At 72.6% G+C, this 26,483-nt stretch carries 18 protein-coding genes; 11 read left to right on the forward strand and 7 right to left on the reverse strand.

What is annotated here, in order from left to right; translation table 11 throughout:
- Positions 1-71: 71 nt before the first annotated feature.
- On the reverse strand, positions 72-1,340 hold the full coding sequence (locus ACFXKG_RS19685; protein ID WP_384840255.1) for an FAD-dependent oxidoreductase: 1,269 nt from the start codon (positions 1,338-1,340) through the stop codon (positions 72-74).
- Positions 1,341-1,568: 228 nt separating this feature from the next.
- Here ACFXKG_RS19685 and ACFXKG_RS19690 point away from each other — a divergent pair, with 228 nt between their 5' ends.
- From ACFXKG_RS19690 to ACFXKG_RS19735, 10 genes are all read left to right on the forward strand, one after another.
- Positions 1,569-3,503 carry an HAD-IIIC family phosphatase gene (locus ACFXKG_RS19690; RefSeq protein ID WP_384840258.1) on the forward strand — a complete coding sequence of 645 codons (1,935 nt, stop codon included), beginning with the start codon at positions 1,569-1,571 and terminating at the stop codon, positions 3,501-3,503.
- 172 nt (positions 3,504-3,675) lie between these two features.
- On the forward strand, positions 3,676-5,484 hold the full coding sequence (locus tag ACFXKG_RS19695) for a fatty acyl-AMP ligase (RefSeq protein WP_384840261.1): 1,809 nt from the start codon (positions 3,676-3,678) through the stop codon (positions 5,482-5,484).
- Position 5,485: 1 nt separating this feature from the next.
- Positions 5,486-7,345 (forward strand): acyl-CoA dehydrogenase family protein, encoded by a 1,860-nt coding sequence (locus ACFXKG_RS19700; RefSeq protein ID WP_384840263.1) that lies wholly within the window; start codon positions 5,486-5,488, stop codon positions 7,343-7,345.
- Positions 7,339-9,129 carry an acyl-CoA dehydrogenase gene (locus ACFXKG_RS19705; RefSeq protein ID WP_384840266.1) on the forward strand — a complete coding sequence of 597 codons (1,791 nt, stop codon included), beginning with the start codon at positions 7,339-7,341 and terminating at the stop codon, positions 9,127-9,129. The genes ACFXKG_RS19700 and ACFXKG_RS19705 overlap by 7 nt, the downstream gene beginning before the upstream one ends.
- Positions 9,130-9,265: 136 nt before the next feature.
- The gene (locus ACFXKG_RS19710) at positions 9,266-9,589 is read left to right on the forward strand and encodes an acyl carrier protein (RefSeq protein WP_384840268.1); all 324 of its coding nucleotides are present in this window, start codon (positions 9,266-9,268) and stop codon (positions 9,587-9,589) included.
- Complete coding sequence (locus ACFXKG_RS19715) at positions 9,589-12,651, forward strand: type I polyketide synthase (protein WP_384840692.1); 3,063 nt, start codon at positions 9,589-9,591, stop codon at positions 12,649-12,651. The genes ACFXKG_RS19710 and ACFXKG_RS19715 overlap by 1 nt, the downstream gene beginning before the upstream one ends.
- The gene (locus ACFXKG_RS19720; protein WP_384840271.1) at positions 12,648-13,670 is read left to right on the forward strand and encodes a 3-oxoacyl-ACP synthase III family protein; all 1,023 of its coding nucleotides are present in this window, start codon (positions 12,648-12,650) and stop codon (positions 13,668-13,670) included. The genes ACFXKG_RS19715 and ACFXKG_RS19720 overlap by 4 nt, the downstream gene beginning before the upstream one ends.
- Entirely contained in the window at positions 13,667-13,933 is a 267-nt protein-coding gene (locus ACFXKG_RS19725; protein ID WP_384840274.1) for a phosphopantetheine-binding protein, read from the forward strand. The genes ACFXKG_RS19720 and ACFXKG_RS19725 overlap by 4 nt, the downstream gene beginning before the upstream one ends.
- Complete coding sequence (locus ACFXKG_RS19730; RefSeq protein ID WP_384840277.1) at positions 13,930-14,784, forward strand: 2-oxo acid dehydrogenase subunit E2; 855 nt, start codon at positions 13,930-13,932, stop codon at positions 14,782-14,784. The genes ACFXKG_RS19725 and ACFXKG_RS19730 overlap by 4 nt, the downstream gene beginning before the upstream one ends.
- On the forward strand, positions 14,693-15,562 hold the full coding sequence (locus tag ACFXKG_RS19735) for a 4'-phosphopantetheinyl transferase family protein (protein ID WP_384840280.1): 870 nt from the start codon (positions 14,693-14,695) through the stop codon (positions 15,560-15,562). Before ACFXKG_RS19730 ends, ACFXKG_RS19735 begins: the two co-directional genes overlap by 92 nt.
- A 34-nt stretch (positions 15,563-15,596) precedes the next feature.
- Here the strand turns inward: ACFXKG_RS19735 and ACFXKG_RS19740 are convergent, their stop codons facing one another.
- From ACFXKG_RS19740 to ACFXKG_RS19765, 6 genes are all read right to left on the reverse strand, one after another.
- Positions 15,597-18,332 carry a BTAD domain-containing putative transcriptional regulator gene (locus ACFXKG_RS19740; RefSeq protein WP_384840283.1) on the reverse strand — a complete coding sequence of 912 codons (2,736 nt, stop codon included), beginning with the start codon at positions 18,330-18,332 and terminating at the stop codon, positions 15,597-15,599.
- Positions 18,333-18,370: 38 nt separating this feature from the next.
- Positions 18,371-19,378 carry an AfsA-related hotdog domain-containing protein gene (locus tag ACFXKG_RS19745; RefSeq protein WP_384840285.1) on the reverse strand — a complete coding sequence of 336 codons (1,008 nt, stop codon included), beginning with the start codon at positions 19,376-19,378 and terminating at the stop codon, positions 18,371-18,373.
- A gap of 175 nt (positions 19,379-19,553) precedes the next feature.
- Positions 19,554-20,630 (reverse strand): 2-oxoacid:ferredoxin oxidoreductase subunit beta, encoded by a 1,077-nt coding sequence (locus tag ACFXKG_RS19750; protein WP_384840288.1) that lies wholly within the window; start codon positions 20,628-20,630, stop codon positions 19,554-19,556.
- On the reverse strand, positions 20,623-22,497 hold the full coding sequence (locus ACFXKG_RS19755; RefSeq protein ID WP_384840695.1) for a 2-oxoacid:acceptor oxidoreductase subunit alpha: 1,875 nt from the start codon (positions 22,495-22,497) through the stop codon (positions 20,623-20,625). The genes ACFXKG_RS19750 and ACFXKG_RS19755 overlap by 8 nt, the downstream gene beginning before the upstream one ends.
- Positions 22,498-22,651: 154 nt before the next feature.
- The gene (locus ACFXKG_RS19760) at positions 22,652-23,260 is read right to left on the reverse strand and encodes a DNA-binding response regulator (protein WP_384840290.1); all 609 of its coding nucleotides are present in this window, start codon (positions 23,258-23,260) and stop codon (positions 22,652-22,654) included.
- 80 nt (positions 23,261-23,340) lie between these two features.
- Positions 23,341-24,588, reverse strand: a complete 1,248-nt coding sequence (locus ACFXKG_RS19765) for a sensor histidine kinase (protein ID WP_384840293.1) — start codon at positions 24,586-24,588, stop codon at positions 23,341-23,343.
- Between the two features lie 562 nt (positions 24,589-25,150).
- Between ACFXKG_RS19765 and ACFXKG_RS19770 the strand changes: the two genes are divergently transcribed.
- A complete protein-coding gene (locus tag ACFXKG_RS19770; RefSeq protein WP_384840296.1) occupies positions 25,151-26,437 on the forward strand; it encodes an activator-dependent family glycosyltransferase in 1,287 nt (428 codons plus the stop codon).
- The last annotated feature ends 46 nt before the right edge of the window (positions 26,438-26,483 follow it).

Below are 26,483 nucleotides of genomic sequence, written 5' to 3' on the forward strand. Positions count from 1 at the left end.
GCACGGGAACGTGCGGGCCGGGGCCTCTGCGTGCCGTCCGCCGACCCGCACCGGGTCCACGGACACACCCGTCACACCCGGGTGGCGGAGGACTGCGCCGCCACGGCATGCGGCCCGGGCTTCTGCAGCTGGAAGTACGCGCCGGCCAGCACCCGTTCCTTCAGCTTCTGGCTCCGGTCGACCACCCGGTACAGCGAGCGGCGGCCGACACCGCCGACGCCGTGCAGGGCGAACAGCCGCTCCTGCCGCAGCTGCAGACCGCGCGACCGCGAGACCGACTCCTCCCGCTGCCGCTGGAACTCGGCACCCGCCCGTGCCAGCGCCGCCTCGTCCCCATCAGTGTCGAGGGTGTAGAGGGCGTCGCGCACCAGCGGCGCCAGCGTCACCGCGTCGATGATCGCGTGATTGACGCCCTGCCCGAGGATCGGCGTCAGCGTGTGTGCCGCGTCGCCGATCAGGACCAGGCCCGGCATGGACCAGCGCGGCACCGTCGTGGTGAAGATGTCCAGCATCGAGGTGTCGGACCAGGAGCGGATCCCACCGCGCACCGCGTCGGCCAGCTCGGGAGCGAGCCGGTCCAGCCGCTCGTACAACGCGGGCAGACCCTGGGCGCGCAGCTCCCTCAGCCCGCCCTTGGGGATGTTGAAACCGACGCGCACACTGTCCGGGTGGGTCGGGATGAACAGCCCGTGCTGGTCGCCGCGGATCCGGATGCGATACGTACGGTCGTCCCACTCGGACGGGAACGGCAGCTTCAGCCACACCACGTCACGGTCCAGCGGCAGCTTCGTGTACGGCAGGCCCGACATCTCACGGACCTTGCTGAACCGGCCGTCCGCCGCGACGGTGAGCGCCGCGCGTACGGTCAGCTCCCCCTCCGGGGTGCGGGCCACCACCCCCGTGACCGGACCGCTCTCGCCGCCCGCGCGCAGCAGACGGGTGGCGGTCGCCCGGCGCACCAGGGTGAAGTGCTCCGGGTGCTCCTCCTGCCCGAGGCCCGCCAGGGCCGACAGCAGCGCCGGCTGGGGCATCTCCACGGGGTAGGGGTGCGGGTACGGGAAGCGGCGGAAGTCGGCGCGCAGCACCGTGCTGCCGGAGTCGACGATCTCCATGCCGTGCATCTGCCGGTAGGCGCCGTCCAGGCGGCCGAGGACACCCAGCCCGTCGAGCAGCCACACCGAGTCCGGAGAGACCGACTCGCCCCGGAACGACCGGTCGAAGTGACCGCTCTGTTCCAGGACCACCACCGAGACCGAACGCTTGGCGAGCTCGACGGCCAGCGTGAGTCCCGCCGGGCCTCCTCCGACCACACACACGTCCGCGGTCAGCTCAGTTGTCATCGTCAGGCTGCCTTTCAGAAGGACAGTAAGGAGTCGTCATCGACCGATGGTCCGCAGCCGGCCTAAAGCACCTCTTGCGGGGGGTCCCGCCAGGATCGGGGCGCGGTCCCCGCGGCAGTCGGCGCGCGGGCCACACGGGCAGGCGCGCCCCCGCGCGCAAGCCCGTCTTTAGGGTCCGGGCGCAAGCTCCCAAGCGCCCGCCCGCCCCCGCAGAGAGGCGCACCGACCGTGAGCACAGCAGTGACGACGTCCGATCCCGAGCGCACCGGCCCCGCCGGCCTCCTCGACCGACTGCGCGCGCTGTACGGTGAGCGGCGGCTCGCCGCCGAGTACCCGGCGGTGCCCGCACTGCTCGCCGAACTCGCCCAGCGGGACGACGGGTTCGCCCGGCTGTCCCGCGCGGGCCGGCTGCTCGCCAAGGTCGCTCCCGAGGACATCGCGGAGCGTCACCCCGGCGTCGTACCCGCCACCGTCGCCGTCACGGGACACGGCACCCTCGACGGGCTGACCGCGCCGCTCCACGCGGAACTCGCCCGCCACGGCATCCCGCTGCGCGTACGCGTCGGCGACCACGACGCGTGGCTGCGCGACCTCCAGGACACCGGCAGCGACCTGTACGCCCCCGGCACCGAACTCGCCCTGTGCCTTCTCGACGCCCAGATCGTCTTCGACGAACTGCCGCTGCCCTGGGGGACGGAGGACGTCGCCAGGGCCGTCGCCGGGAAGCTCGACCTCCTCGACGGGCTCGCCGCCCGCTACGACGAGCACGGCACCGGGACGCTCGTACTCAACACCCTGCCGCTGCTGTCCCAGCACACACAGCAACTGGTCGACCACCGGTCCCGCACCGAACTCTCCATCATCTGGCGGGAGTTCAACGTGGGTCTGCTGCGGCTCGCCGCCGCGCACCCGCGGCTGCACGTCGTCGACCTGGATCCGCTGATCGCCGAGGGCGGACCGGTCCGCGACCCCCGGCTCGCCGCCTACGCCAAGGTGCACCTGGGGGAGGAGGTGCTCGCCAGGTACGCGCGTCAGGCGGGCCATCTGCTGCGGACGCTGCGCGGCGGCGCCAAGAAGGTCCTCGTCCTCGACCTCGACCACACCCTCTGGGACGGCGTCCTCGGCGACGACGGACCCGACGGCATCGCCGCCGCCACCACCTACCGCGGCGAGGCCTTCGGCCGGTTCCAGCGGGTGGCCAAGCAGATCGGCGGCCAGGGCGTCCTGCTCGCGGTGTGCAGCAAGAACGACCGGGAGCCGGTGCTGGACGTGCTCCGCGACCACCCCGACATGATCCTGCGCGAGGCCGACTTCGTCCGGATCAGCGCCGACTGGGAGCCCAAGGACGGCAACATCCGCGACATCGCGGACCGGCTCAATCTCGGTACCGACAGCTTCGTCTTCGCCGACGACTCGCCCTTCGAGCGCGGCCTCGTCGCCGCCTCGCTTCCCGGGGTCGCCGTGATCGCCCTCGACGAGGAACCGGCGCTGCACATCGACCGGCTGCTCGCCGACGGCTGGTTCGACGTACGGGAACTGACCACCGAGGACCGGGGCCGCGCCGTCCAGTACCGTCAGGAGGCGGAGCGGCGGGACCTCCGGGGGGCCAGCGGCTCGATGGAGGAGTACCTGCGCGCCCTCGACGTGTCCGTCGAGATCACCCCGGTACGCGACCACGAAGTGGCCCGGGTCGCCCAGATCACCCTGCGCACCAACCAGTTCAACCTCACCACCCGCCGGCTCCAGATACCCGACGTCCGCGAACGGCTCGACTCACCGGACCACCTGGTGCTGGCCGTACGTTCCCGCGACCGCTTCGGCGACAACGGGGTCGTCGGCGCCCTCTTCGCGCACCGGGAGGACGAGGCCCTGCGCATCGACAACATGCTGCTCAGCTGCCGGGTCTTCGCCCGCGGCATCGAGCAGGCCGCCATCGCCGCGCTGCTGGAGCACGCCGTGGAGTCGGGCGCGGCCGAGGTACGCGCGAGCTACCGGCCCACCGCCAAGAACCACAAGATGCGCGGCTTCTACCCCTCGCTCGGCTTCGAGCCGGCCGCCGAATCGGCTGACGGCACGGTCGAGTTCAGGCACCCGCTCACCCGACTGCCCGAGGCGCCCGGGCATGTGACCCTCGACGCGGCCATCCGCGGCGGCACCGGATGACCTGGGCCCCGCACCGGGTGCCGGACACCGGGTGCCGGAGGCCGGGTGTGCCGGACACCGGGTGCCGGGAAACGCACAAGCGTTTCCTTAGCGCCCCGGACAACGATGGTGATGTCAGAGCAACCCGTGCCGGCGCCACGCCAGCGGAACTCGGAGAGGTCGGAGAAAGACGTTGACGAACTTCCGAACCTTCACGGAACTGGTTCTGGAACGCACCGAAGCCCGCGACGACGCGGATGCCTTCGTCTTCCTGCCCGACGACGCCCGCGGCTCGGTGCCGCAGCACCTCACCTCCGCCGGACTCGGCCACGAGGCGCGCCGGATCGCCTCCTGGCTCCAGGAGCGTAAGGCCGCGAACCGCCAGGTCCTGCTGCTCTATCCGGCGGGCCTGGACTTCATCAAGGCGTTCACCGCCTGCCTGTACGCCGGTGCCGTGGCCGTGCCCGGGCCGCTGCCCACCGAACAGGGCCAGCACTTCGCCCGGATCTCCGGCATCCTGCGCGACGCCGAGGCGTGCGCCGTGCTCACCGACTCGGCCAACGCTCCCGCGATCTCCGCCTGGCTGGCCGCGGAGGGCTTCACCGATGTGGCCTGCCTGGCCACCGACGATCCCGCCGAGGGCGACGCGGCCGCCTGGCACGCGCCCTCCCTCACCCCGGAGAGCCTGGCGTTCCTGCAGTACACCTCGGGCTCGACCAGCGACCCCAAGGGCGTCGTGGTCTCGCACCGTAACCTGCTCGCCAACGAGGCGGCGATCCAGCGGTCGATCGGCACCGGCCCGGAGAGCGTGTGCGGCGGCTGGCTGCCCTTCTACCACGACATGGGCCTGATCGGGCACATCCTGCACCCGCTCTACCTCGGCGCCCAGGGTGTCCTGATGGCACCCTTCACCTTCCTCAAGCGCCCCTACCGCTGGCTGAAGATGATCGGCGACTACGGAATGACGACGGGCGGCGGCCCCAACTTCGCGTACGACCTGTGCGTGCGCAGGGTCACCGACGCACAGCTGGAGACGCTCGACCTGTCCTCCTGGACCACCGCCTGCAACGGCGCGGAACCGGTCAGGGCCGAGACGGTCCGGGCCTTCACCGAGCGCTTCGCGCCCGCGGGATTCCGCCCCGAGGCCATGTTCCCCTGCTACGGCATGGCCGAGACGACCCTGCTGGTCACCGGCATCCCGCGGACCGCCGCCGCCCGCGTGATCGATGTCGACGCGGAGGCCCTGGAGCGCGGCGAACTGGCCGGCCCGCGCGCGGACGCCGCCACCCGCTCCCTCGTCAGCAGCGGGGTCGCGCGGGACTTCGAGGTCCGCGTCGTCGACCCGGAGAGCCGCGTCGAGAAGCCCGGCGGACAGGTCGGCGAGATCTGGCTCAAGGGCGACAGCGTCGCCTCCGGCTACTGGAAGCGGCCGGAGACCAACAAGGAGATATTCGACGCGGCGATCTCCGGCACGGGTGAGGAGGACGGCGGCTGGCTGCGCACCGGCGACCTCGGCGCACTCCACGACGGAGAGCTGTATGTCACCGGCCGGCTGAAGGAACTGGTCATCCTGGCGGGCCGCAACCTCTACCCGCAGGACGTCGAACGCGCCGTCCAGTCCACGGACAAGGCCCTCGGCGCCGGTGCGGGCGCCGTCTTCGCCGTCGAGACCGACCGTGAGCACCTGGTGGCCGTCCAGGAGGTCCGCCCCGGCAGTGTCTCCACCGACCTGCACACCGTCGCCTCGGGCGTCCAGAGCCTCATCGGCAGGGAGTTCAGCGTCCCGGTCGGCAACATCCTGCTCGTACGCCCCGGAACCATCCGCAAGACCACCAGCGGCAAGATCCAGCGCACCCTGATGCGCAAGCTGTTCCTGGAGGGCGGGATCACCGCGCTGTACGAGATCCTGGAGCCGGCCGTCCGCGAACTGATCGCCACCGGCGGAGCCACCGACGCCACCGAAGCCGGCGATGCCGCCGAGTCCCTGGAACCGGTGGTCTGACGTGGAACACCCGCCCTACCGGCTCGCGGAGGAGTTCGACCGCTTCCTCGGCGACCCCGACGACCCCGGCGAGGTCTTCTCCTACGCGCGGTGCGCGGAACTCGACGACAAGGAGGAGTTCCCCGCCGACATCTGCCACCGCTTCCAGGAGTGGGGCCTGCCCGCCGAGTACGTACCGGTCGCGTACGGCGGCAGGCTGCGCGACTACGAGCAGGTGCTCCAGCTCGTCCGCACCGTCGCCCGCCGCGATCTGACCTGCGCCATCGGCCACGGCAAGACCTACCTCGGCGGGGTCTGCGTATGGGTGGCGGGCGCACCGGAGCAGGGCGCCCGGCTCGGCGCCGACATCATGGCCGGGGTCCCGGTCGCCCTCGGGCTCACCGAACGCGCCCACGGCAGCGACCTGCTGGCCAACGACGTACGCACCGACGAGAGCGCGGCGGACACCGACGACAACGCGGCGGACACCCGGGATCACTGGGTGGTCAGCGGCGAGAAGTGGCTGATCAACAACGCCACCCGGGGATCGGTGCTGTCGCTGCTGACCCGCACCCGCCCGGACGGGGGTCCGCGCGGCTTCAGCGTCCTCCTCGTGGACAAGCGCGAACTCGACGGGACCACCTACCGCCACCTCCCGAAGATCCCCACCCACGGCATCCGCGGCGCCGACATCTCCGGCATCGCCTTCGACGGCGCCCGGGTGCCGCGCGGCGCCCTCGTCGGCGCGGAGGGCGCCGGGCTGGAGATCGTACTGAAGGCGCTCCAGCTCACCCGCACCATGTGCGCGGCCCTGTCGCTCGGCGCCGGAGACCACGGGCTGCGGCTCGGTCTGGACTTCGCCGAGGAGCGCGAGCTGTACGGCCGCCGGCTGATCGACCTTCCGCAGGCCGGACACGTGCTGGCCGGTGCCGCCGCCGACGTACTGCTGCACGAGGCGGTCGCCCTGGTCGCCGCCCGCGCCGTACAGACCCAGACCGCGGAGCTCGCCGTCACCTCGGCCGTCGTCAAGTACCTGCTGCCCACCGGCACCGACCAGGTCCTCGCCGACCTGACCGGGCTGCTCGGCGCCCGCGCCTTCCTCAAGGACGTGCACGCCGACGGCCGCTTCCAGAAGGTCGAGCGCGACCACCGCATCGTCGGACTCTTCGACGGCAACACCCTCGTCAACCTCAACTCCCTGGTCAACCAGTTCCGTCCACTGGTCCGCGGCTTCCGGCGCGGTACCGGCGACACGGCGGGCGGCGACGCCGCCTGCGACCTCGCCGCACCGCTGCCGCCCCTGGACCCCGCGAAGCTGTCGCTGGTCGCCCGGCACGGCAGCGGCCTCATGGCGGGGCTCGCCGCCTCCGTCGACGAGATCACCCGGCGGGCGGGAGCGGACCCCGCGCTCGCCCCGGTGGCCGGGGCCGCGCGGCGGCTGCTCGCCGTCACCACCGCGGTGCACGCCGAGATGGCGGAGTACCAGGGCGTGCTCACCGAGGTCCCGGCCGCCGCCTTCGAGGTCGCGCGCCGCTACGCCTTGTGCTGGGCGGGAGCGGCCTGCATCGGCCTGTGGACGCGGAGCGCCGGCCACGTCCGTGACGACCCCGGCACGGGGGCGCTGTGGCGCGACGGCCTGTGGCTGCACGCCGCCCTCGACCGGCTGCTGGTCCGCCTCGGTGAACCGGCGACGGCCGGCCCGGAGACGAACGAAGAACTGCTCGGCGCCCTGCGGGCGGCCCGCTCCTCGGGCCGGCTGTTCTCGCTGCTGCCGCAGCGGGGCCCCGAGCGGCGGCCCGCGATGCCCGCCGCGGCCGACGGCGAGACGGAGAGCGAGTCGGAGAGCGCGACGGAGAGCGCGACGGAGAGGACGTCATGCTGATCGGCACGGAGCCCCAGGACGCGCACCCGGCGACCGGGGCGGTACGGGACGGCCACGGGGCACCGGGACAGGAGGCGCGGGCCGCGGCCCGCGTGGCCGAGGTGGACCGGCGGCTGGGCGACCCCACCGACGAGGGCAACGAACTGTCCTACGCCCGGCTGATCGAGGCGGACGAGGCCGGTGAACTCTCCGGGGCCGGCGAGCGGGCCCTCGGCGAACTGAGGCTCGGCGCCGACTTCGTGCCGCGCGCCGAGGGCGGCGGGCTGGAGCGGCTCGACACCCTGGTCCGTGTCATGCGGCAGGTGTTCCGCCGCGATGTCTCCCTCGGCCTCGGCTACGGTGTCACCTCCTTCATGGCCGCCGTGAACATCTGGGCCGCCGGGGACGCCGCACAGCGCGCACGCCTCGCCCGGATCCTCACCGGCGGCGGCAGGATCTCGGTCGCGTACCACGAACTCGCGCACGGCAACGACTTCGTGCGCAACGAGTTCGAGGCCCGCCCCGCGGCGGGCGGCGGCTACCTGCTGAACGGCGCCAAACAGGTCATCAACAACGCCGGCCGCGCCGACGCCTGGGTCCTGTTCAGCCGCACCAGCCCCGCGCCCGGCAGCCGCAGCCACTCCGTCCTCCTCGTCGAGCGCGACGGGCTCGACCCGGACACCTGGCGGGTACTGCCCCGCTACGACAGCGTCGGCGTGCGCGGCTGCCATCTGTCCGGACTCCGGTTCGACGACACACCCGTGCCCGCCTCGGCCCTCGTCGGCGAGACCGGAAAGGGGGTCGAGACCGCCCTGCGCGCCTTCCAGATCACCAGGGCCGCGCTCCCCGGCATGGCGGTCGGCACCGTCGACACGGCCCTGCGGACCGTGGTGCGCTTCGCGCTGGGCCGACGCCTCTACCGCACGTCCGTCATGGAGATCCCGCACGCCAGGACCACCCTGTCCGGAGCCTTCACCGATCTCCTGACCTGCGACAGCCTCTCCCTGGCCGCGACCCGGGCGGTGCACCTGCTCCCCGAGCAGACCAGTGTCCTCGCCGCCGCCACCAAGTACCTCGTCCCGAAGCTGCTCACCGACGCGATGCGCGAGCTCTCGATCGTGCTCGGGGCCCGCTTCTACGTCCGTGACGGGGAGTACGGAATCTTCCAGAAGCACCTCCGTGACCTGCCGGTGCTCAGCCTCGGCCACGCCGGCTCCGCGGCCTGCCAGGCCACGATCATCCCCCAGCTGTCCCGGCTCGCCCGGCGCTCCTGGTTCAGCGATCAGCCGGCCCCCGCCGCACTCTTCCGGCCGCGCGCGGACCTGCCGGACATCCCCTACGACCGGCTCACCCTGGCGAGCGGACGGGACGGGCTCAGCGCCACGCTCGTCGCGGCCGCGGACACCCCGCCCGGCGCGGCACCCGAGGAGCGGGCCGTCCACCAGCTCACGCTCCAACTGGTGGACGAGCTGCGGCAGGTCCAGGAGGCGGGCCGCGCGCTCGCCCCCGAGGACCGTACGGCGCTCGCCCGCCCCGCCGCCTTCGCCCTCGCCGACCGGTACGCCGTCCTGCTCGCGGCCGCCTCGGCGATCGGTGTCCGGCAGCAGGCGGCCCGCGACGGCGGCGACGCGTTTCTCGCCGACCCCGCCTGGCTCGCCGCCGTACTGCACCGGCTCCTCCGGCGGCTCGGCCGGCGGCCCGCCGAACTCCCGGCGTCCGTGGACGCCCGGATGCACGAGGAGGTCCTGCGCAGGTTCCACGCGCGCAGCGGCTACGACCTGTACGACACCCCGCTCACCGGCTGACGGATTCCCGCACGGCCGCCGCGGATCCCCCCCCGCCCGCGGCGGCGGTCGCCAGACAGCACGGCAGCACGGCAGCACAACAGCACACCATCACGACAGCAGGCGAGAACCGCTCATCCCCGCCGAGGAGTCCACCATGCCCGTTCCGACCACCGGACACACCACCGAGTCTCTGACCACGTGGCTGGCCGAGCGCATCGCCCTCTACCTCAAGCGGCGGCCCGACGAGATCGACCCGGACGTGCCCCTCGCGGAGTACGGCCTCGACTCCGTCGCCGCCCTCAGCCTGTGCGGAGACATCGAGGACGACTTCGACCTCATGGTGGAGCCGACGGTCGCCTGGGACTACCCGACCGTCCACGCCCTCGCCGGCCACCTCATGGAGGAGATCGCCACAGAGAGCGCGGAGACCACGGCGACCGCGGAGAGCGCGGAGACCGCGAAGAGCGGCGGCGCTTGATGGAGCCCGTGGCCATCGTCGGCATCGACTGCAGATTCCCGGGCGCGCCCGACACCGGCGCCTACTGGGACCTGCTGATGCGCGGCGCGGACGGGGTGGGGCAGGTGCCCCGGCAGCGGTGGGATGCCAAGGAGTTCCACTCCGAAGCCGGGGAGGAAGGACACACCAACACCACCGAGGGCGGCTTCATCGCCGACCCGGACGCCTTCGACAACGAGTTCTTCACCATCTCGCCGCGCGAGGCGGCCGCCATGGACCCCCAGCAGCGGCTGCTGCTGCAGTCCGCGTGGCGGGCCGTCGAGGACGCCGGGATCGCTCCGCGGCACCTCGCCGCCACCCGGACCGGGGTCTTCGTCGGCGTCATGGGCAACGAGTGGGCGCAACTGCACCTCACCGACTACCCGAACGTCACCGCCCAGGCCGGCACCGGCAACGGCTACTGCATGACCGCCAACCGGATCTCGTACCACCTCGACCTGAAGGGCCCCAGCCTCGCCGTCGACACCGCCTGCTCCTCCTCGCTGGTCGCCGCGCATCTCGCGGTGAACGCCCTGCTGTCCGAGGAGTGCGACCACGCGCTCGTCGGCGGTGTCAACGTGGCCCTCACCCCCGCCCTGTCGATCTTCTACACCCAGGCCGGGCTCTCCTCCCCCGACGGGCGCTGCAAGCCCTTCAGCGCCGAGGCGGACGGCATCGGCCGCGGCGAGGGCGTCGGCGTGATCGTGCTGCGCAGGCTGCGGGACGCGATCGCCGACGGCCAGCGCGTGTACGCCGTCATCCGGGGCATCGCCGTCAACCAGGACGGCCGCAGCAACGGGCTGACCGCGCCCAGCCGCTGGGCCCAGCAGGAGGTGCTCGGCGCCGCCTACCGCAGGGCCGGGGTCGAGCCCGCCGACGTGGTCTTCACCGAGGCCCACGGCACCGGCACCGCTCTCGGCGACATGATGGAGGTCAAGGCACTCGGCCACCACCACGCCGACCGGGCCGGCAAGCCCATGGCCCTCGGCTCGGTCAAGGGCAACCTCGGCCACACCGAGGGAGCCGCCGGCATCGCCGGACTGATCAAGGTCGCCCTGTCCCTGCACCACCGGGTGGTCCCCGCCAGCCGCTTCGCGGCCAAGGAGAGCAAGCGGCTCGCCCTGCGCGACCACGGCCTCCGGCTGCTCAAGGCACCGCTGCGGCTGCCCGCCGGCCCCACCGTCGCCGGACTCAGCAGCTTCGGCATGGGCGGCACCAACGCCCACGCCGTCCTGGAGTCCGCGCCCGGCCGCGCCGCCCGTCCCGCACCGGTGAACGGCGCCGCGCCGGGCGGTATCGGCGCCGCCGTCTTCACCCTCACCGCGCCGGACGCCGACGCGCTGCGCCGCAACCTGCTCGTCCAGGCGGACGCGGTCGCGGCGCGGCGCGTCCCGCTGGGCCCGCTGGCCAGGGCCGGCAACCGCGTCAAGACCGGCCACCGCCACCGCTACGCGACCGCCGCCACCGACACCGGTGAACTCGTCGCCGCGCTGCGCGAGTCGGCCGCCGACCCCGAGCTGTTCGCCCGGCTCGCCGGCCGGCCCACCGCCCGGCCCCGCATCGCGTTCCTGTTCACCGGACAGGGCTCGCAATACCCCCGTATGACCGCCGCTCTGTACGGACAGTCGCCGCTGTACCGGCACTTCCTCGACGAGGCCGACGCCGCCCTGCTCCCGTACACCGGGCGGTCCGTGCGCGACCTGCTCCTCGCCGGCGACGAGGCGGTCCACCACACCCGGTGGACACAGCCCGCGCTGTTCGCCGTCGGCCATGCCCTCGGCCGGACCCTGACGGAACTCGGCGCCCGCCCCGGTCTGCTCCTCGGCCACAGCGTCGGCGAGTTCGCCGCCGCCGTGCTGGCCGGGGCGCTCCCGCTGGACGGCGCCGCCCGGCTGGTCGCCGCCCGCGGCGCCCTGATGCAGGAACTCCCCCCGGGCGGCGGCATGCTGTCCGTCCGGGCCGCCGGGGAAGACCTCCGGGCGCGGATCGAGGGGGAACCCCTGGTCGGTGTGGGCGCGGTCAACGGCCCCACCTCCACGGTGCTCTCCGGTGACCTGGCGGCCCTCGAACGGATCGGCGCCGAACTCGCGGCCGAGGGAATCACCACCCGCCCGCTCCAGGTCTCGCACGCCTTCCACTCACCGCTGATGCGGCCCGTACGGGACCGCTTCGCGACGATCGCCGCCGAGGTCGGCGGGGGAGTGCCGCAGATCCCGCTGTACTCGACCGTACGCGGCCGGCTGCTCGACGGCGAGGCGATGGACGCCGCGTACTGGACCGAACACATCGGCGCCACCGTGCTGTTCGGGGACGCCGCCGCCGCGCTGCTCGCCGAGGGCCCGACCCACCTCGTGGAGACCGGCCCCCGGCCGGTGCTCTCCGGAATGGCACGCCGCCTCGGCCGGCCCGCCGAGGGCGCGGGCCCGGCCCATGTCCTGCCGGTGCACGGTCCCGAGTCCGCCGGCCGGGACCTCGCCGAGGCCCTCGCCGAGCTGTACCGGGGCGGCGTCGACCCCGACTGGGACGCCGCGTACCCACCCGAGGAACGGGTCGCGCACCCGCTGCCCCCGTACGCCTTCTCCACGGAACACCGCTACTGGGCGAGGAATCCGGTACGGGCCCCGGGTCCGGGTGCTGTACGGGCGTCCGCACCGCACCCGGAGCCGGGGACCGCCCCCGTGTCCCTCCTCACCCCGGACCCGCCCGGCGGCCCGGCGGACCCGGTCGCGGACGCCGTCCTCGGCGCCGTCCGGCTGGTCGGCGGCTACACCGGCGTCGGCCCGCACGACCGGCTCTACGAGGATCTCGGCTTCGACTCCGTCATGATCATGGAACTCAAGAACCGGCTGGAGGCCCGCCTCGCCGGCATCGGCACCCTGACGGTCCAGGACCTGCTGCCCCGGCTCTCCTCGGTCGGCGACCTCGTCGCCTTCCTCCGCGAACTCGGCGCGACGGTGCCAGGGCCCGGGAACGCGGGCGTGGGCGTGGACGCGGGCGGCATCGGGGAGAACCGGGCGCCCAGGGAAGAAGAGAGGACCGCATGACCGCTCCGACGAGCTATCTCGCCTCCATCGGCACCGCTCTGCCCGGTGACCCGGTGGACAACGCCACCCTGTCCAAGGTGCTCGGCATCAACGAGGAGTGGATCGACGTCTTCATCGGCACCAGGACGCGGCACTTCGCCCGCGACCTCGGCACCGGCGAGGTGCGCTGGTCGCTCGCCGACCTGTGCGCGCAGGCCGCCGAGCGGGCCCTCGCCGCTCCTGGCGCCGACCCGTCCGAGATCGAGTTCATCGTCCTCGGCACGGCCACCCCCGACACCCTGATGCCCGCCACCGTCAACCATGTCGCCGACCAGCTCGGCCTGGACCAGGTCCCCACCTTCCAGCTCCAGTCCGGCTGCGCCGGCGCCGTACAGGCCCTCGGCGTCGCCCGGTCGATGATCGCCTCCGGCCAGTACCGCACCGGCCTCGTCATCGGCGGCGACGTGTGCACCAAACACCTCGACCTCCAGCGTGACGTCTCCGGCGCCGCCCCCGGCGACCTCGTCAACTACGTCCTGTTCGGCGACGGCGCCGGCGCGGCCGTCCTCACCGACGAGCCGCGCGGACAGCGCGTCGCCCTGCGCCACGTCCTCAACCGCTTCACCGGTCTCGGCCGCAAGCCCGGACAGGTCATCGAGTGGTTCGGGCTCGCCGACCGGTACGACGACCGGCAGGCCCTCACCGAGGACTACAAGGCCATCGAGGAGTCCGTGCCCGTCATGGCGGCCGAGATCCTCTGGGAGATGCTCGGCGAACTCGACTGGGAGGCCGACCAGCTCGACTACCTGCTCCCGCCCCAGCTGTCCGGCCGGATGACCCGCCGCATCACCGAGGAACTCGACGTGCCGACCGCGAAGGACGTCTCGTGCGTCGCGGACACCGGCAACAACGGAAACGCCCTGCCCTTCCTGCAGATCGAGAAGTTGCTGGAACGGATGTCGGCCGGCGAGCGGGCCCTCGCGGTCGCCGTCGAGTCCAGCAAATGGATCAAGGCCGGCTTCGCCCTGGAGAAGATATGAGCACCGACAGCACCGCGCCCGTCCCCGCCCCGGGCGGCTTCACCCTCGACGACTACGTCCGGCTCGTCGACGACGAGACCGGCATGCCGCTCGCTCCCGGCCAGGTCGCCGCCGACCTCGACGAACTCCCCGACTGGGACTCGCTCCACCTCCTCAAGCTCGTCACCGCCCTGGAAACCGCCGTCGGCCGCAGGATCCCGGTCGGCAGGGTCCTGGAGGCCCGCAGCCTCCAGGAGATCTACGAGCTGGCGGTGTCCGGGTGAGCACCACCACCGCCGTACGGCGCCGCCGCCACACCCTGTACTTCCTGGAGTGGGCGGCGGCCCAGCGGCCCGTGCACCTGGACACCGACATCGACATGACCCGTGTCCGGGCCCACCGCGCAGCCGCCCGCGACAACGGCCGGCGCTATTCGGTCGTCAGCTATCTGCTGTACGCCGCCGGGCGGGTCCTCGACCGTCACCCGGAGGCCAACGCCGTCATGGCGCCCGGCTGGCCCGGAGCGCTGCGCCGCCCGAGCATCGTCCGTTTCGACGGCGTCACCGCCAAACTCGCCCTGGACCGGCCCGTCGAGGGCGAGCGCACCGTGCTCTCGGCGCTCGTCCCCGGCCTGGAGACCGCCAACCTGCGCGAGATCCAGGAACGCGTCGACCGCTACCGGGGCGAACAGGCCGCCGAACTGCCCGAGTTCAAGGGCGTACGGACGCTGGGCCGGCTCCCGGTCCCGCTCGGCAGAGCCGCCTTCGCCGCCGCGCTGCGCGATCCGGTCCGGCGCGCCGGTGTGTTCGGCACCGTCTCGGTGAGCTCCCTCGGCCACCGCGCCGTCGACGGCTTCCACTCGGCCGGCGGCACCGCCGTGACCCTCTGCGCGGGCCGCGTCGTGGACCGTCCGGTGGTCCGCGACGGTGCCGTGGTGCCCGCGCCCATGATGCGACTGGGCCTCACCTTCGACCACCGGGTGATCGACGGCGCGACCGCGGCCGACGTGCTGTCCGACCTCCACCACACCATGGAGACCTTCGATGACGGCACCTGGTCGCCGGACCCCGGACCCCGGGAGGCCGATCACGATCTCCGGCCCCTCGGCGGCGGACTGGAGCAGGGTACGCGCTGACCTGGCGCGGCACGGGACCGCCGTGCTCTGCGCCCGCCAGGACGACTGGCGGCCGGAAGGGACGGGCACGGGGCTGCGCGCGCTCCTGGGCCACGACTGGCAGCGCTTCCAGGAGCTGACACACCCGCGGGTCCGAACCCGGTTCGCCGCCTCCCGCCTCCTGCTGAAGTCCGCCGCCGCGGCCGCGCTCGGCGTACCGCCCGAGTCCGTCGAACTCGGCTACGGCCTCACCGGCCGCCCCTTCCTGCGCGGCTACGACGGTGTGCACATCAGCCTCAGCCACACCGACGACCTGCTGCTGGTCGGCCTCGCCACCGACGGCGCCATCGGCGTCGACGCCGAGCGCGCCGACCGGATCCTGTACGGGTCCGGTCTCGTCCGGCACATGTGCACCCCGTACGAGGCGGAGCGCATCGAGGCCATGCCCCTCGCGGAACGCAACCCCGCCCTGCTCCGCCTCTGGACGCTGAAGGAGGCCTACAGCAAGGCCGTCGGTCTCGGCCTGCTGCTCCGCTTCACCGACTTCGGCTTCAGCCCGGACCGGGCCCCCACGGACGTGCTGCGCCCCGACGGCACCCCCGGCACGGTCGGCGCATGGGCCTTCCGCACCGTGTCGTACGCCGGCCGCTACACCCTCGGTGTCGCCGTCGGCGACGACGGCTTCGGCCGCACGACGGACCCGGCGGCGGCCACGGCCCTGGACCCCGGCATCGTCGACGCCCTACTGGCGGCCGTGGGCGAGGCGGAGCGGGGGCCCGCCCGCCCGGCGCCGGGGTAGCCGGGCAGCCCCCACGGCAGCGGGCGGGCGGACCTCACGCGGCCTGCCCGACCGGTCCTGACGGCTGGAAGAGCCAGACACCGGGGCGGACTTCGAGGGGGACCGAGGGTTCCCCGGCCGGCCCGCCCGCCGCGAGAGCGATGCGGAGGGCGGACGCCGTACGCGACGCGTACGCGGTCCAGCGGTGGTCGTCGGCGGAGCGCGCGGCGCTCTCGCACTCCTCCATGCGGGCGAGGGCGTCCTCGTGGCGGCCCTCGCACTGCGCCACCAGGGCCAGTCCGCGCAGCGACTCCGCCGAGCCGCGCGCGTCGTCGGCCGGCCGGCTCACCGACAGGGCGCGCGCATAGGCGGGTCCGGCCCGCGCGACCTGCCCCAGGGCGAGGAGCGCGTCCGCCTCGGCGGACAGACAGCGGCCCGCCGCCACCTCGTCACCGTGGCGGAGGAACAGCTGCCGGGCGAGACGGTACCGCTCGGTCGCCAGCGCGGTCCGATGGCGCTGCCAGGCCAGGTCGCCGAGGGAGCGCAGGATCACGGCCTCCGCGTGGACGTCACCGGACCGGCGGGCCGCGTCCAGCGCGAGATCGTGCGTCGCCTCCCACGCGTCCCACAGGGCGCCCGCCTCGTAGTAGCCGGCCGCGGCCGACGCCAAGGAGCAGCACAGACGCCACAACCCGGCCGCGTGCGCCTGCCGCACCGCCTCCGACAGGCCCGCGCACTCCTCCTGGAACCACCGCAGCGGCGCGTTGCCGACCACCTCCTCGGGGGAGATCCCGGGCGGGGGTCCGGCCTCGTACGCCAGCCGTTCCCTGCCGGGCGCCATGCGCGCGTCCGCGTGCCTGGCCAGGGCCAGGAAGGCGCGGCACAGCCGTTCCACGGCCGAGGGGCCCTCCTGCGGGGACTCCTCGGCGAGCACCTCCAGGGCCAGCGGCCGCAGCAGCGCGGGGAAGCTGTAGCGCACGGGGGCCAGCCGCCCCGGCCGCCGCCGCGCCTCCAGCAGATGGGCCCGCACCAGCTCCTCGGTGAGCCGCTCGGCCTCCACCGGGTCCGTCGCGAGCAGCGCGGTCGCGGTCCAGGGGGCGAAGTCGGGCAGCGCGGCCGGCCCGAGGATCCGGAAGGCGCGCCTGGCCTCCTCGTCCATGTCGTGGTAGGCGGTCAGCAGTGTGCCGCGTACGTCGAGATCGCCCAGCGCGAGCGCGGCCAGCCGGGTCCGCTCGTCCCGCAGCCGCCGGGCGAGTCCGGCAGCGGTCCAGTGCGGGCGGGCCGCGAGTCCGGCGGCCGCCACCCGGAGGGCCAGCGGCAGCCGGCCGCAGAGCCGGGCGATCTCTCCCGCCGCCTCGGGGGCGTCCCGCATCCGCGGGCCGCCGCACGCCGTGAGCAGTGCCTCCGCCTCCCGTGCGGGGAGCACGTCGAGGGTCAGGTGCCGCACGCTCTCCAGCGCGCCGAGCATATGACGGCTCGTCAGGACCACCGTGCTGTCGGGCACGGCCGACAGCACCGGCCGGACCTGTGCCTCCGAGACGGCGTCGTCCAGGACGAGGAGCATCGCCCGGCCCTTGGTGCGTTCGTGCAGCAGTTCCGCGAGCTCCGTCTCGGACGGCGGCAGTGGTTCCGTGCCCGGGTCCGTTCCCGTGGCCCGTGGCCCGCTCAGCCGGCGCAGCAGGGCCGCCATGGCGGCCCTCGGCTCGACGGCCCGCCCGTCGGCGTTCCGCAGCCGCACCAGGACCCGTCCGTCGGGGAACCGGTCGGCGGCGTTGTGGGCGAGCCGCACGGCCAGCGCCGTCTTTCCGGCGCCCGCCCGGCCCGACAGCACGAGCACCCGGTTCCCGCCGGACGGATCGCCCGCCAGCAGCCGCTCGCCGAGGGCCAGTTGGTCCTCGCGTCCGGTGAAGTCCGCCACGGCCGGCGGCAGCCACACCGTGGGCCCCGCGTCCCGGCCGTACCGGGCGGACCCGCCGGCCCCTCCGCCGGCCGGCGGGTGCGACGGCCGGTCGTCGGACCCGCCGGCCGGGACGGGCCGGGGCTCGGACTCGCCGTGCCAGGCCAGCGACGGGTCGGCGGCGAGGACGCGCTCGTGCAGCCTGCTCAGCACCGGCCCGGGCTCCACCCCCAGTTCGTCGACGAGCGAGCGCCGCGCCCGGTGATAGACCTGCAGGGCGTCGGACTGCCGGCCGGCCCGGTAGAGCGCCACCATCAGGTGACAGCGCAGCGTCTCGCGCAGCGGATGTTCGTGGGCCAGTGCCATCAGCTCACCGACCAGTTCATGGTGGCGTCCCAGCCGCAGCTCGGCGGAGATCCGCTGCTCCAGCACCTCGGCGCGGAGTTCGTTCAGCCGGATCGCGGAGGTCTCCAGGGAGGGGCCGTGCGGTATGCCCGAGAGCGCGGGTCCCGTCCACAGCCCGAGCGCGCGGCTCAGCGCCCGCGAGGCGGCCTCGTACTCGCGTCGGCCGTACGCGGCCCGGCCCTCGGCCCGCAGCGACTCGAAGACGGCCAGGTCCAGTTCCTCCGGGGCGGTCTGCATCAGATAGCCGGGGGCGCGGGTCAGCAGGGGCTGCACCGGGCCCGTCTCCGCCGCGGCCTCGCCGGTGTCCGCCAGCAGGGCCTTGCGGAGCTGGGACACGTACACCTGGAGGGTGGTGGTGGCCGTGCGCGGTGGTTCCGCACCCCACAGTTCATCGATCAGCGTATGGGTCGACACCACTGTGTCGTGCCGCACCAACAGGGTGGCGAGGACCGAGCGCGGCTTGGCCGCGGACGGCGTACGAGCCGTCATGCGTACGGGACCGAGTACCCGATATCTCATCGCGCGGCTCAGCAGTCCTGCAGCACGGACGCGGAGACCCGCGCCACGGCCCGGCTGCCCTGGTGGAACGACAGCCGCAGCTCCACCACCGGCCGGCCCGCCGCGTCCCGGCACACCCGCCCGTCCGCGCGGCGCAATCCCTCCCGCACCGTGCAGTGCAGCGGCAGCCCGGGCTCGGCGAAGCCGCGGAAGGTGGCCTGCCAGCGGGACAGCACGGCGTGCGAGGGGACGAAGCCGCGCAGCTCCGCGGCGGCGAGCAGCCCCACCTGGCGGGACACCTCCAGGAACAGCGCCGGAGGGACGTCGTCCGGTGCGCCGGCCTCGAACCGCGTCCCGGCGGCCGCCCCGGCGTCGACGGTGAAGGTCAGTTCGTCATGGCCGTCCGCTCCGGTGTGCTCGGGCAGTCCGACCAGGACGTCACGGCTGTCCCGGTGACCCACCTGTTCGGGCAGCGGCAGGCCCGGGGAGGCCAAGGCGTCGTGCCCGGCCGCCAGGGACTCCTGGCTCTGCCGCCGCCCGAGTCCGCGATGGCTGTGGTAGATGCCCTGGGCGAGGAAGGCCAGCCGGGCCGAGGCGGTGCCGCAGCGCTCGCCGTCGATGGAGACGGCGGCCTCGCACTCCAGCCCGTGCGGCACACCGCCCACGATGTCGAGGGGCGTCATCCCGAGTTCCAGGGCGATCCCGGACCGCGTGCCGACGCGGCGCCAGGCATCCAGATGTGTGATTTCGGCGCTGCTGGAGGTCACGACCGGGTGCCGGCTCGCGGGCACCCTGAAGTACCGGCGTGCCGCGAACAGCATGGTCTGGCGCAGTGACTCCACGGGGAAGAGCAGCTCGTGGTACGGCGACACGGAGTTGCCGAACAGCCTTTGTTCTTCGGGCAGTTCTGCGGAGAAGGCGAAGTTCTGCCGTATCGGCCCGGTCGCCTTCAGCAGAAAGGCCTCGGGGCTGGCAGGCCGGTGGACCAGATGGTGCGTGCCGAGGAAAGTGGGGGAGGGTGCGGTAAAGGTGTCCATGGGGTGGGGATTCCTTTGCTGCGGTCTCCGGCGGCTCTGCGGAAACGGTTGCGGGGACGTGTGCGTCTGACGGGGTGCACGTTGCCCGACTCCGCTGAAGGACCGCGGAAGCCACACTGAAGTGTGCGTGTCGGCGCCCCCCACGCATGGACGCGGGGCCGGGCGACGACGTATGTCATGAGGCCTCCACGGTCCAGGTGTCGCCGCCTGCGAGCATGGTGCTGAGGTCGCCCTTGCCGTGTTGTTCGACGGCTGTGTCGAGTTGGTTGGTCATGAGGGTGTCGTAGACGGGGCGTTCGATGCTGCGGAGGACTCCGATGGGGGTGTGGTGGAGTGTGTCGGCGTCGGCGAGGCGGGAGAGTGCGAAGGCGGTGGTGGGGCTGGTGGCGTGGGCGTCGTGGACGAGGATCTGTGACTCGTTGTCCGGGGTGACGGGCACGACCTGGAGGTCGCCGGTGGCCTGGTCGCGGATGACGCCTTTCGCGCCGTCGGTGCCGAAGCGGATGGGCTGCCCGTGCTCCAGCCGGATCACCGCCTCCGCGGCCTGGTCTTTGTCCTTGAGGACTTCGAAGGCGCCGTCGTTGAAGATGTTGCAGTTCTGGTAGATCTCCACCAGTGCCGTGCCGGGGTGGTCGGCGGCTTGTCTGAGGACCTGGGTGAGGTGTTTGCGGTCGGAGTCGACGGTGCGGGCGACGAAGGACGCCTCCGCGCCGATGGCGAGGGACACCGGGTTGAAGGGCGCGTCGAGGGAGCCCATCGGCGTCGACTTGGTGATCTTCCCGACTTCGGAGGTGGGGGAGTACTGGCCTTTGGTCAGTCCGTAGATCCGGTTGTTGAACAGCAGGATTTTGAGGTTGACGTTGCGGCGCAGGGCGTGGATGAGGTGGTTGCCGCCGATGGAGAGGGCGTCGCCGTCGCCGGTGACGACCCAGACGGAGAGGTCGCGGCGGGAGGTGGCCAGGCCGGTGGCGATGGCGGGGGCGCGGCCGTGGATGGAGTGCATCCCGTAGGTGTTCATGTAGTAGGGGAAGCGGGAGGAGCAGCCGATGCCGGAGACGAAGACGATGTTCTCCTTGGCCAGGCCGAGCTCCGGCATGAAGCCCTGGACGGCGGCCAGGACGGCGTAGTCGCCGCAGCCGGGGCACCAGCGCACTTCCTGGTCGGACTTGAAGTCCTTCATGGACTGCTTGGCCGTGGCTTTGGGGACCAGGTTCAGCAGTTCGCCGGCACCGGCGAGCGTCGTGTCAGGCATCGATGGCCTCCTTGAGGGCCGTGGCGAGCTGCTCCGCTTTGAAGGGCATGCCGTTGACCTGGTTGTAGGAGTGGGCGTCGACCAGGTATTTCGCCCTGAGCAGGGTGGCGAGCTGGCCGAGGTTCATCTCCGGGACCACGACTTTGTCGTACCGGGCGAGGATCTCGCCGAGGTTGCGGGGGAAGGGGTTGAGGTGACGCAGGTGGGCCTGGGCGATCGGTGCGCCCGTCTTGCGCAGGCGGCGGACGGCGGCGGTGATCGGCCCGTAGGTGGAGCCCCATCCCAGGACGAGGGTGCGGGCGTTGTCGGGGTCGTCGACGTCGAGGTCGGGGACGTGGATGCCGTCGATCTTGGCCTGGCGGGTGCGGACCATGAAGTCGTGGTTGGCGGGGTCGTAGGAGATGTTGCCGGTGCCGTCCTGTTTCTCGATGCCGCCGATGCGGTGTTCGAGGCCGGGGGTGCCGGGCACGGCCCAGGGGCGGGCCAGGGTCTGCGGGTCGCGCTTGTAGGGCCAGAACACTTCGGTGCCGTCGGGCAGCTCGTGGTTGGGGCCGGTCGCGAACCGCACCCGCAGATCAGGCAGCTCGTCCGCCTCCGGGATGCGCCAGGGTTCGGAGCCGTTGGCGAGGTAGCCGTCGGAGAGCAGGAACACCGGTGTGCGGTAGACCAGGGCGATGCGTGCCGCCTCCAGGGCGGCGTCGAAGCAGTCGGCGGGGGTGCGGGGGGCGACGACGGGGACGGGGGCCTCACCGTTGCGCCCGTACATCGCCTGCAGCAGATCCGCCTGCTCCGTCTTGGTGGGCAGACCGGTGGAGGGGCCGCCGCGCTGGATGGCCACGACCAGCAGCGGCAGCTCCAGGGAGACCGCCAGGCCGATCGTCTCCGACTTCAATGCCACGCCAGGGCCCGAGGTGGTGGTCACGGCGAGTGATCCGCCGAAGGCCGCGCCGAGGGCCGCGCCGATGGCGGCGATCTCGTCCTCGGCCTGGAAGGTGCGGACGCCGAAGTTCTTGTGGCGGGACAGTTCGTGGAGGATGTCGGAGGCGGGGGTGATGGGGTAGGAGCCGAGGTAGAGGGGGAGTTCGGCCTGGTGGCCTGCGGCGATGAGGCCGTAGGACAGGGCGAGGTTTCCGGAGATGTTGCGGTAGGTGCCGGGCGGGAACGCAGAGCTGGCGGGGGCGACTTCGTAGCTGACGGCGAAGTCCTCGGTGGTCTCGCCGAAGTTCCAGCCGGCGCGGAACGCGGCCACGTTGGCTTCGGCGATCTGGGGCTTCTTCGCGAATTTGGCGCGAAGGAATCGCTCCGTGCCCTCGGTCGGCCGGTGGTACATCCAGGACAGGAGGCCGAGCGCGAACATGTTCTTCGAACGCTCCGCTTCCTTGCGGGAGAGTCCGAACTCTTTGAGGGCCTCGATCGTCAGCGTTGTCAGCGGTACCGGGTGGACGTGGTAGCCGTCGAGGGAGCCGTCCTCCAGGGGGGAGGTGTGGTAGCCGACCTTGGCCATGGGGCGTTTGGTGAATTCGTCGGTGTTGACGATGATTTCCGCGCCGCGTGGTACGTCGCCGATGTTGGCCTTCAACGCCGCCGGGTTCATGGCGACGAGGACGTTGGGTGCGTCGCCGGGGGTGAGGATGTCGTGGTCGGCGAAGTGGAGCTGGAAGGAGGAGACGCCGGGGAGGGTTCCGGCGGGTGCTCTGATCTCGGCGGGGAAGTTCGGCAGGGTCGACAGGTCGTTGCCGAAGGACGCGGTCTCGGAGGTGAACCGGTCACCCGTGAGCTGCATCCCGTCACCGGAGTCACCCGCGAAACGAATGATCACCCGCTCCAGACGACGGATCGCCTTCTCCGGACGAGCCGTTCCGTCCAGGTGGTCCCCGGAGGGGCTCGGGTCACTCGTCTGAGTCGTGTCAACGGCCACAGGCCGCTCCTTCCCGTCAACGCGGCGAACTGTCTGCCGGCGCACGGTATTGAGCGGCCCTTGTGACCGGCCAAAGCCGCGTGACCGCGACCGGCGGACGCCGTCACGGCAGCCAGTCCGCGTCCCGGGCGATGCGGATCGCGTCGATCCGGTTACGCGCGTTGAGCTTGCTGACGATGGTGGTCAGATAGTTGCGTACGGTCCCCACCGACAGCCGCAGCACGGAGGCGATCTCCCGTGCCTCCTCGCCCTCCGCCGTGAGCCGCAGTATCTGGGCCTCGCGGTCGGTGAGGGGGTTCTCGAACTCACCCCAGGCCGCCAGCGCCAGTTCCAGGTCGAAGGCCCGGTGCCCCGCGGCCACCCGCCGTACCGCGGCGGCGAGTTCGGAGGAGGGGGCGTCCTTGAGGAGATAGCCGGAGACCCGGGCCTCAAGGGCCCGGCGCAGAGTGCCGGGCCGGCCGAGGCTGGTGAGGAGGAGGGCGCCGCACTGCGGGAGCCGTTCGCGCAGCTGCGTCGCGGCCGACAGACCGTCGACACCGGGCAGATCGATGTCGATGACGGCGACCTCGGGCCGGTGCTTGAGCGCCATGTCGACGATCTCGTCGCCGCGTTCGACCTCACAGACCACTTCGAGATCGTCCTGGAGATTCAGCAGGGCGACCAGGGCGCCGCGGACCATGTTCATGTCCTCGGCGATCAGTATGCGTATCACTGAGCTCCCGTCTGTGGTCCGTGAGGGCCCGGATCGTGGCGAGGCGGCGGGGTCCGGGGCGTTGCCGCGGGGGCGCGTGGTCATGCGGCTGATCCGTTGGGCGGGAAGGTGATCTCCTTCAGTTCCGCGCAAGCGTCCGCTGTTCTCATGGCAGATGCTTCGGCGAGGAGACGGAAGGTGCCGTCCTCCCCGTGGCCCGTTTCGAGGCGTCCGCCCAGCGCGGTCATGCGTGCGTGGAGGTTGCCGAGTCCGTTGCCGCTGTGTGGTCCGGGGTTGTGGTGGGCGGGGTCGGCGCCGTCGTTCTCGACCACGAGGCGGACCAGGCCGTCCTGTTGGACGGCTTCGATGGCGCAGTGTCGGGCTTTGCTGTGCCGCAGGAGGTTGGTGACGGCTTCGCGCAGTGTGGTGGCGAGCTCGGTCTCGACGTGGGGGGAGAGTGTGGCGAGTTCGACCCGCACCCGTACGTCGATGCCGGCGGCGTCGAGCATCGTCTGTGCGGTTCTGATCTCCTGACGGAGCGACAGGGTGCGGTAACCGCCGGCGGCTCTGCGGACATCGGCGAGGGACTGGCCGGCGATGGTCAGGACTTCGCCGGCCTCCTCCATGGCGCGCTGCGGGTGGGTGGGGATGAGGTGGTGGATGAGTTCGCTCTTGAGGGCGATGGAGGAGAGGCTGAAGCCGAGAAGATCGTGCAGGTCGCGGGCGAAGCGGAGCCGTTCGCCGGTGACGGCTCGACGGGCGAGTTCGGCGCGGGTGGTGTGAAGGTGTGCGGCCAGCTCCGTCAGCCGGGCGAGTCCGTAGAGGACGAGTCCCGGCAGGAGCGTGGTGTGGGAGAAGGCGGCGCTCTCGATGACGGTGCGGGCGTCGAGGAGCGGCGGGACGAGCATGCTGAGGCCCACGGCGGCGTAGAGCGGCCAGGCCACCCGGGGCGGCAGCAGGAGCAGGAGTGAGCCGGCCAGGTAGCCGGCCATGGTTTCCCAGTAGGTCCCGAGGACGACGACGGGGAAGTACGTCAGGAGTGCCTGGAGGGCGAGGGTCAGACATCTCCGGGGCAGGGGGGCCCGGCTCCCGCCCGGTGTGGAGTGGAGGAGCTGCAGGGCGAGGACCGGCAGGAGGAGGAGCAGGCTGATCGCCTCGGCCGTCGGCGGCATTCCGGCGCTCAGGATGCCCGTGGTGGTGAGGAGCGCGTAGCCGAGCAGCGTGGCGACGAGGAGGGCGCGGGCCGGCCGGGATACGGGAATGCCGATGCTGGGACTGGGCGGGGTTACCGCCTCGGGTCTGCTTCCCCTCGACTCGTCCGCACTGCCGGAACGATCGTGACTGTCCATCATCTGCACTGTCCCCCGCAACATGTGCGTCATCCTGCGGCGAGGATAAGTCAACTCAGTAAAGACTGTGCGGCGATCAGGGTCTTGTGGGCACAAGTTTGCGGAACCAATCGATCGTCATGCTTCCGTGGCGTTTCACCGTTTCTGCTGGTCAGGCACCCGGTATGGGGCGCGGCGGGTGGGTGTTCCGGCGGGTGCGTGGCGGATGGATCATTAAAAGGGTGATGGGTGCGGGTATGTCCCCGGCGTGGGGCAGCTCCGGTCGTGGCCGGGGAAACCGGAACCGGGCGGTGAGCGACCGGCCCTGGCGCCTGTCGTCCCGCGCAGCGGCATCCGAACGCCCGCGCGGGGCCTGAGGCCTGGCCGCCGCGCCGGTCACCTCGCCGGCCGCCGCCCCGGGCCCCGGTCACCTCGCCGACCGCCGCCCCGGTCGCCGCGCCGGCCGCCCCCGGGAGGCCGCTCCCTGTCCGCTCTGCACAAGCGGCTCTTTAGAGCCCCCTCGCAGGATTCGAGCGAACAGCACGCCGTCGGCGTCGGGCCGGCAGTCTCGGAGAGGTCAGCGATGCGCGTTCTATTCACCATCTTTCCGACATCGGCACATCTCTACCCAGCCATCCCGCTGGCATGGGCGCTGCAGAGTGCCGGTCACGAGGTCGTGGTGGCGAGCCCCGAGGGGGTGGTCGACCCGAAGGTGATCGAGAACATCACCTCGGCCGGCCTCACCGCGGTGTCGCTGGGCGGCAAGGAGGAACTCACCGCCTCGCTGGCACCCCTCATGGCCGGCGCGGGCCCCAACAGGCCCACCCTGGCGCTCGACCCCGCCGACGAGAACGCCTGGCGCCAGGCCAGGGCCGTACTGGCGGGCATGTTCCACGCGTACTACCCGCCGGAGCCGGCGGGCGGCGGGCGTCGGCCGGTCCTCGACACACTGGTGGAGTTCGCCCGCGACTGGCGCCCCGACCTGGTTTTGTGGGATCCGCTGGCGCCGACCGGGGCGGTGGCCGCGCGGGCCTGCGGCGCCGCCCACGCGCGGCTTCTGTTCGGCATGGACAACACCGGTCTGATCCGTTCCAGGACACGGCAGGAGCTGGCCGATCCGGCCTCGGGCCTGACCGAGGACCCGTGGATGACCTGGCTGGGCCCGGTGCTGGAGCGCTACGGCCTCGACTTCGCCGAGGAGACACTGGTCGGCCAGTGGACCCTTGACCTGACCCAGTCCCGGATGCGCGATCCGCTGGACCTGACGTACGTCCCGGTCCGCCGGGTCCCGTACAACGGCGCCGCCACACTCCCCCCGTGGCTGCACTCCCGGCCCGAGCGGCCCCGCGCGGTGCTCACCCTGGGGGTGAGCCGCCGGCTGCTCGCCGGACGGCACAGCGGCTTCCCGATGCGGGAGTTCTTCGACTCCGTGTCCGGCCTGGACCTGGAGCTGGTGGCGACGCTGAACAGCGAGCAGCTCGCCGCCGTGGGCACGCTCCCGGACAACGTCCGCGCCATCGAGTACGTACCGCTCAACCAGGTGCTGCCCACCAGCTCGGCGATCATCCACCACGGTGGCGGCGGGACGTTCGCCGCGGCCGTCGCGTTCACGGTGCCGCAGCTCGTCGTGCCGCTCCCGATGTGGGACGAGATGGTCACGGCGCGGTACGTCGCCCGCCGGGGCGCGGGACTGGCCGCCGACCCGGCGGCGATCGACGCCGACACCGTACGGAAGGACCTCCTCCGGCTGCTCGAGGAGCCGTCCTTCCAGCTCGGGGCCCGCGGACTGTACGAGGACATGCTGGCCGCCCCGGCGCCGAAGGACGTGGTCCCGGTCCTGGAGCGGCTGACCGCGGAGCACCGCGGCTGAAGCGCCGGGCCTGCGCCCGCACCACACGAGTCGAGTCCAGGACGAA

This window comes from Streptomyces sp. NPDC059255, from assembly GCF_042752355.1.
Classification (GTDB): Bacteria; Actinomycetota; Actinomycetes; order Streptomycetales; family Streptomycetaceae; genus Streptomyces.

Coding starts and splice junctions, on each gene's coding strand:
- ACFXKG_RS19685 (WP_384840255.1), bottom strand. CDS start 1,340: ATGACAACTGAGCTGACCGCGGACGTGTGTGTGGTCGGAGGAGGCCCG.
- ACFXKG_RS19705 (WP_384840266.1), top strand. CDS start 7,339: ATGCTGATCGGCACGGAGCCCCAGGACGCGCACCCGGCGACCGGGGCG.
- ACFXKG_RS19710 (WP_384840268.1), top strand. CDS start 9,266: ATGCCCGTTCCGACCACCGGACACACCACCGAGTCTCTGACCACGTGG.
- ACFXKG_RS19715 (WP_384840692.1), top strand. CDS start 9,589: ATGGAGCCCGTGGCCATCGTCGGCATCGACTGCAGATTCCCGGGCGCG.
- ACFXKG_RS19720 (WP_384840271.1), top strand. CDS start 12,648: ATGACCGCTCCGACGAGCTATCTCGCCTCCATCGGCACCGCTCTGCCC.
- ACFXKG_RS19725 (WP_384840274.1), top strand. CDS start 13,667: ATGAGCACCGACAGCACCGCGCCCGTCCCCGCCCCGGGCGGCTTCACC.
- ACFXKG_RS19735 (WP_384840280.1), top strand. CDS start 14,693: ATGACGGCACCTGGTCGCCGGACCCCGGACCCCGGGAGGCCGATCACG.
- ACFXKG_RS19740 (WP_384840283.1), bottom strand. CDS start 18,332: ATGACGGCTCGTACGCCGTCCGCGGCCAAGCCGCGCTCGGTCCTCGCC.
- ACFXKG_RS19745 (WP_384840285.1), bottom strand. CDS start 19,378: ATGGACACCTTTACCGCACCCTCCCCCACTTTCCTCGGCACGCACCAT.
- ACFXKG_RS19750 (WP_384840288.1), bottom strand. CDS start 20,630: ATGCCTGACACGACGCTCGCCGGTGCCGGCGAACTGCTGAACCTGGTC.
- ACFXKG_RS19765 (WP_384840293.1), bottom strand. CDS start 24,588: ATGGACAGTCACGATCGTTCCGGCAGTGCGGACGAGTCGAGGGGAAGC.
- ACFXKG_RS19770 (WP_384840296.1), top strand. CDS start 25,151: ATGCGCGTTCTATTCACCATCTTTCCGACATCGGCACATCTCTACCCA.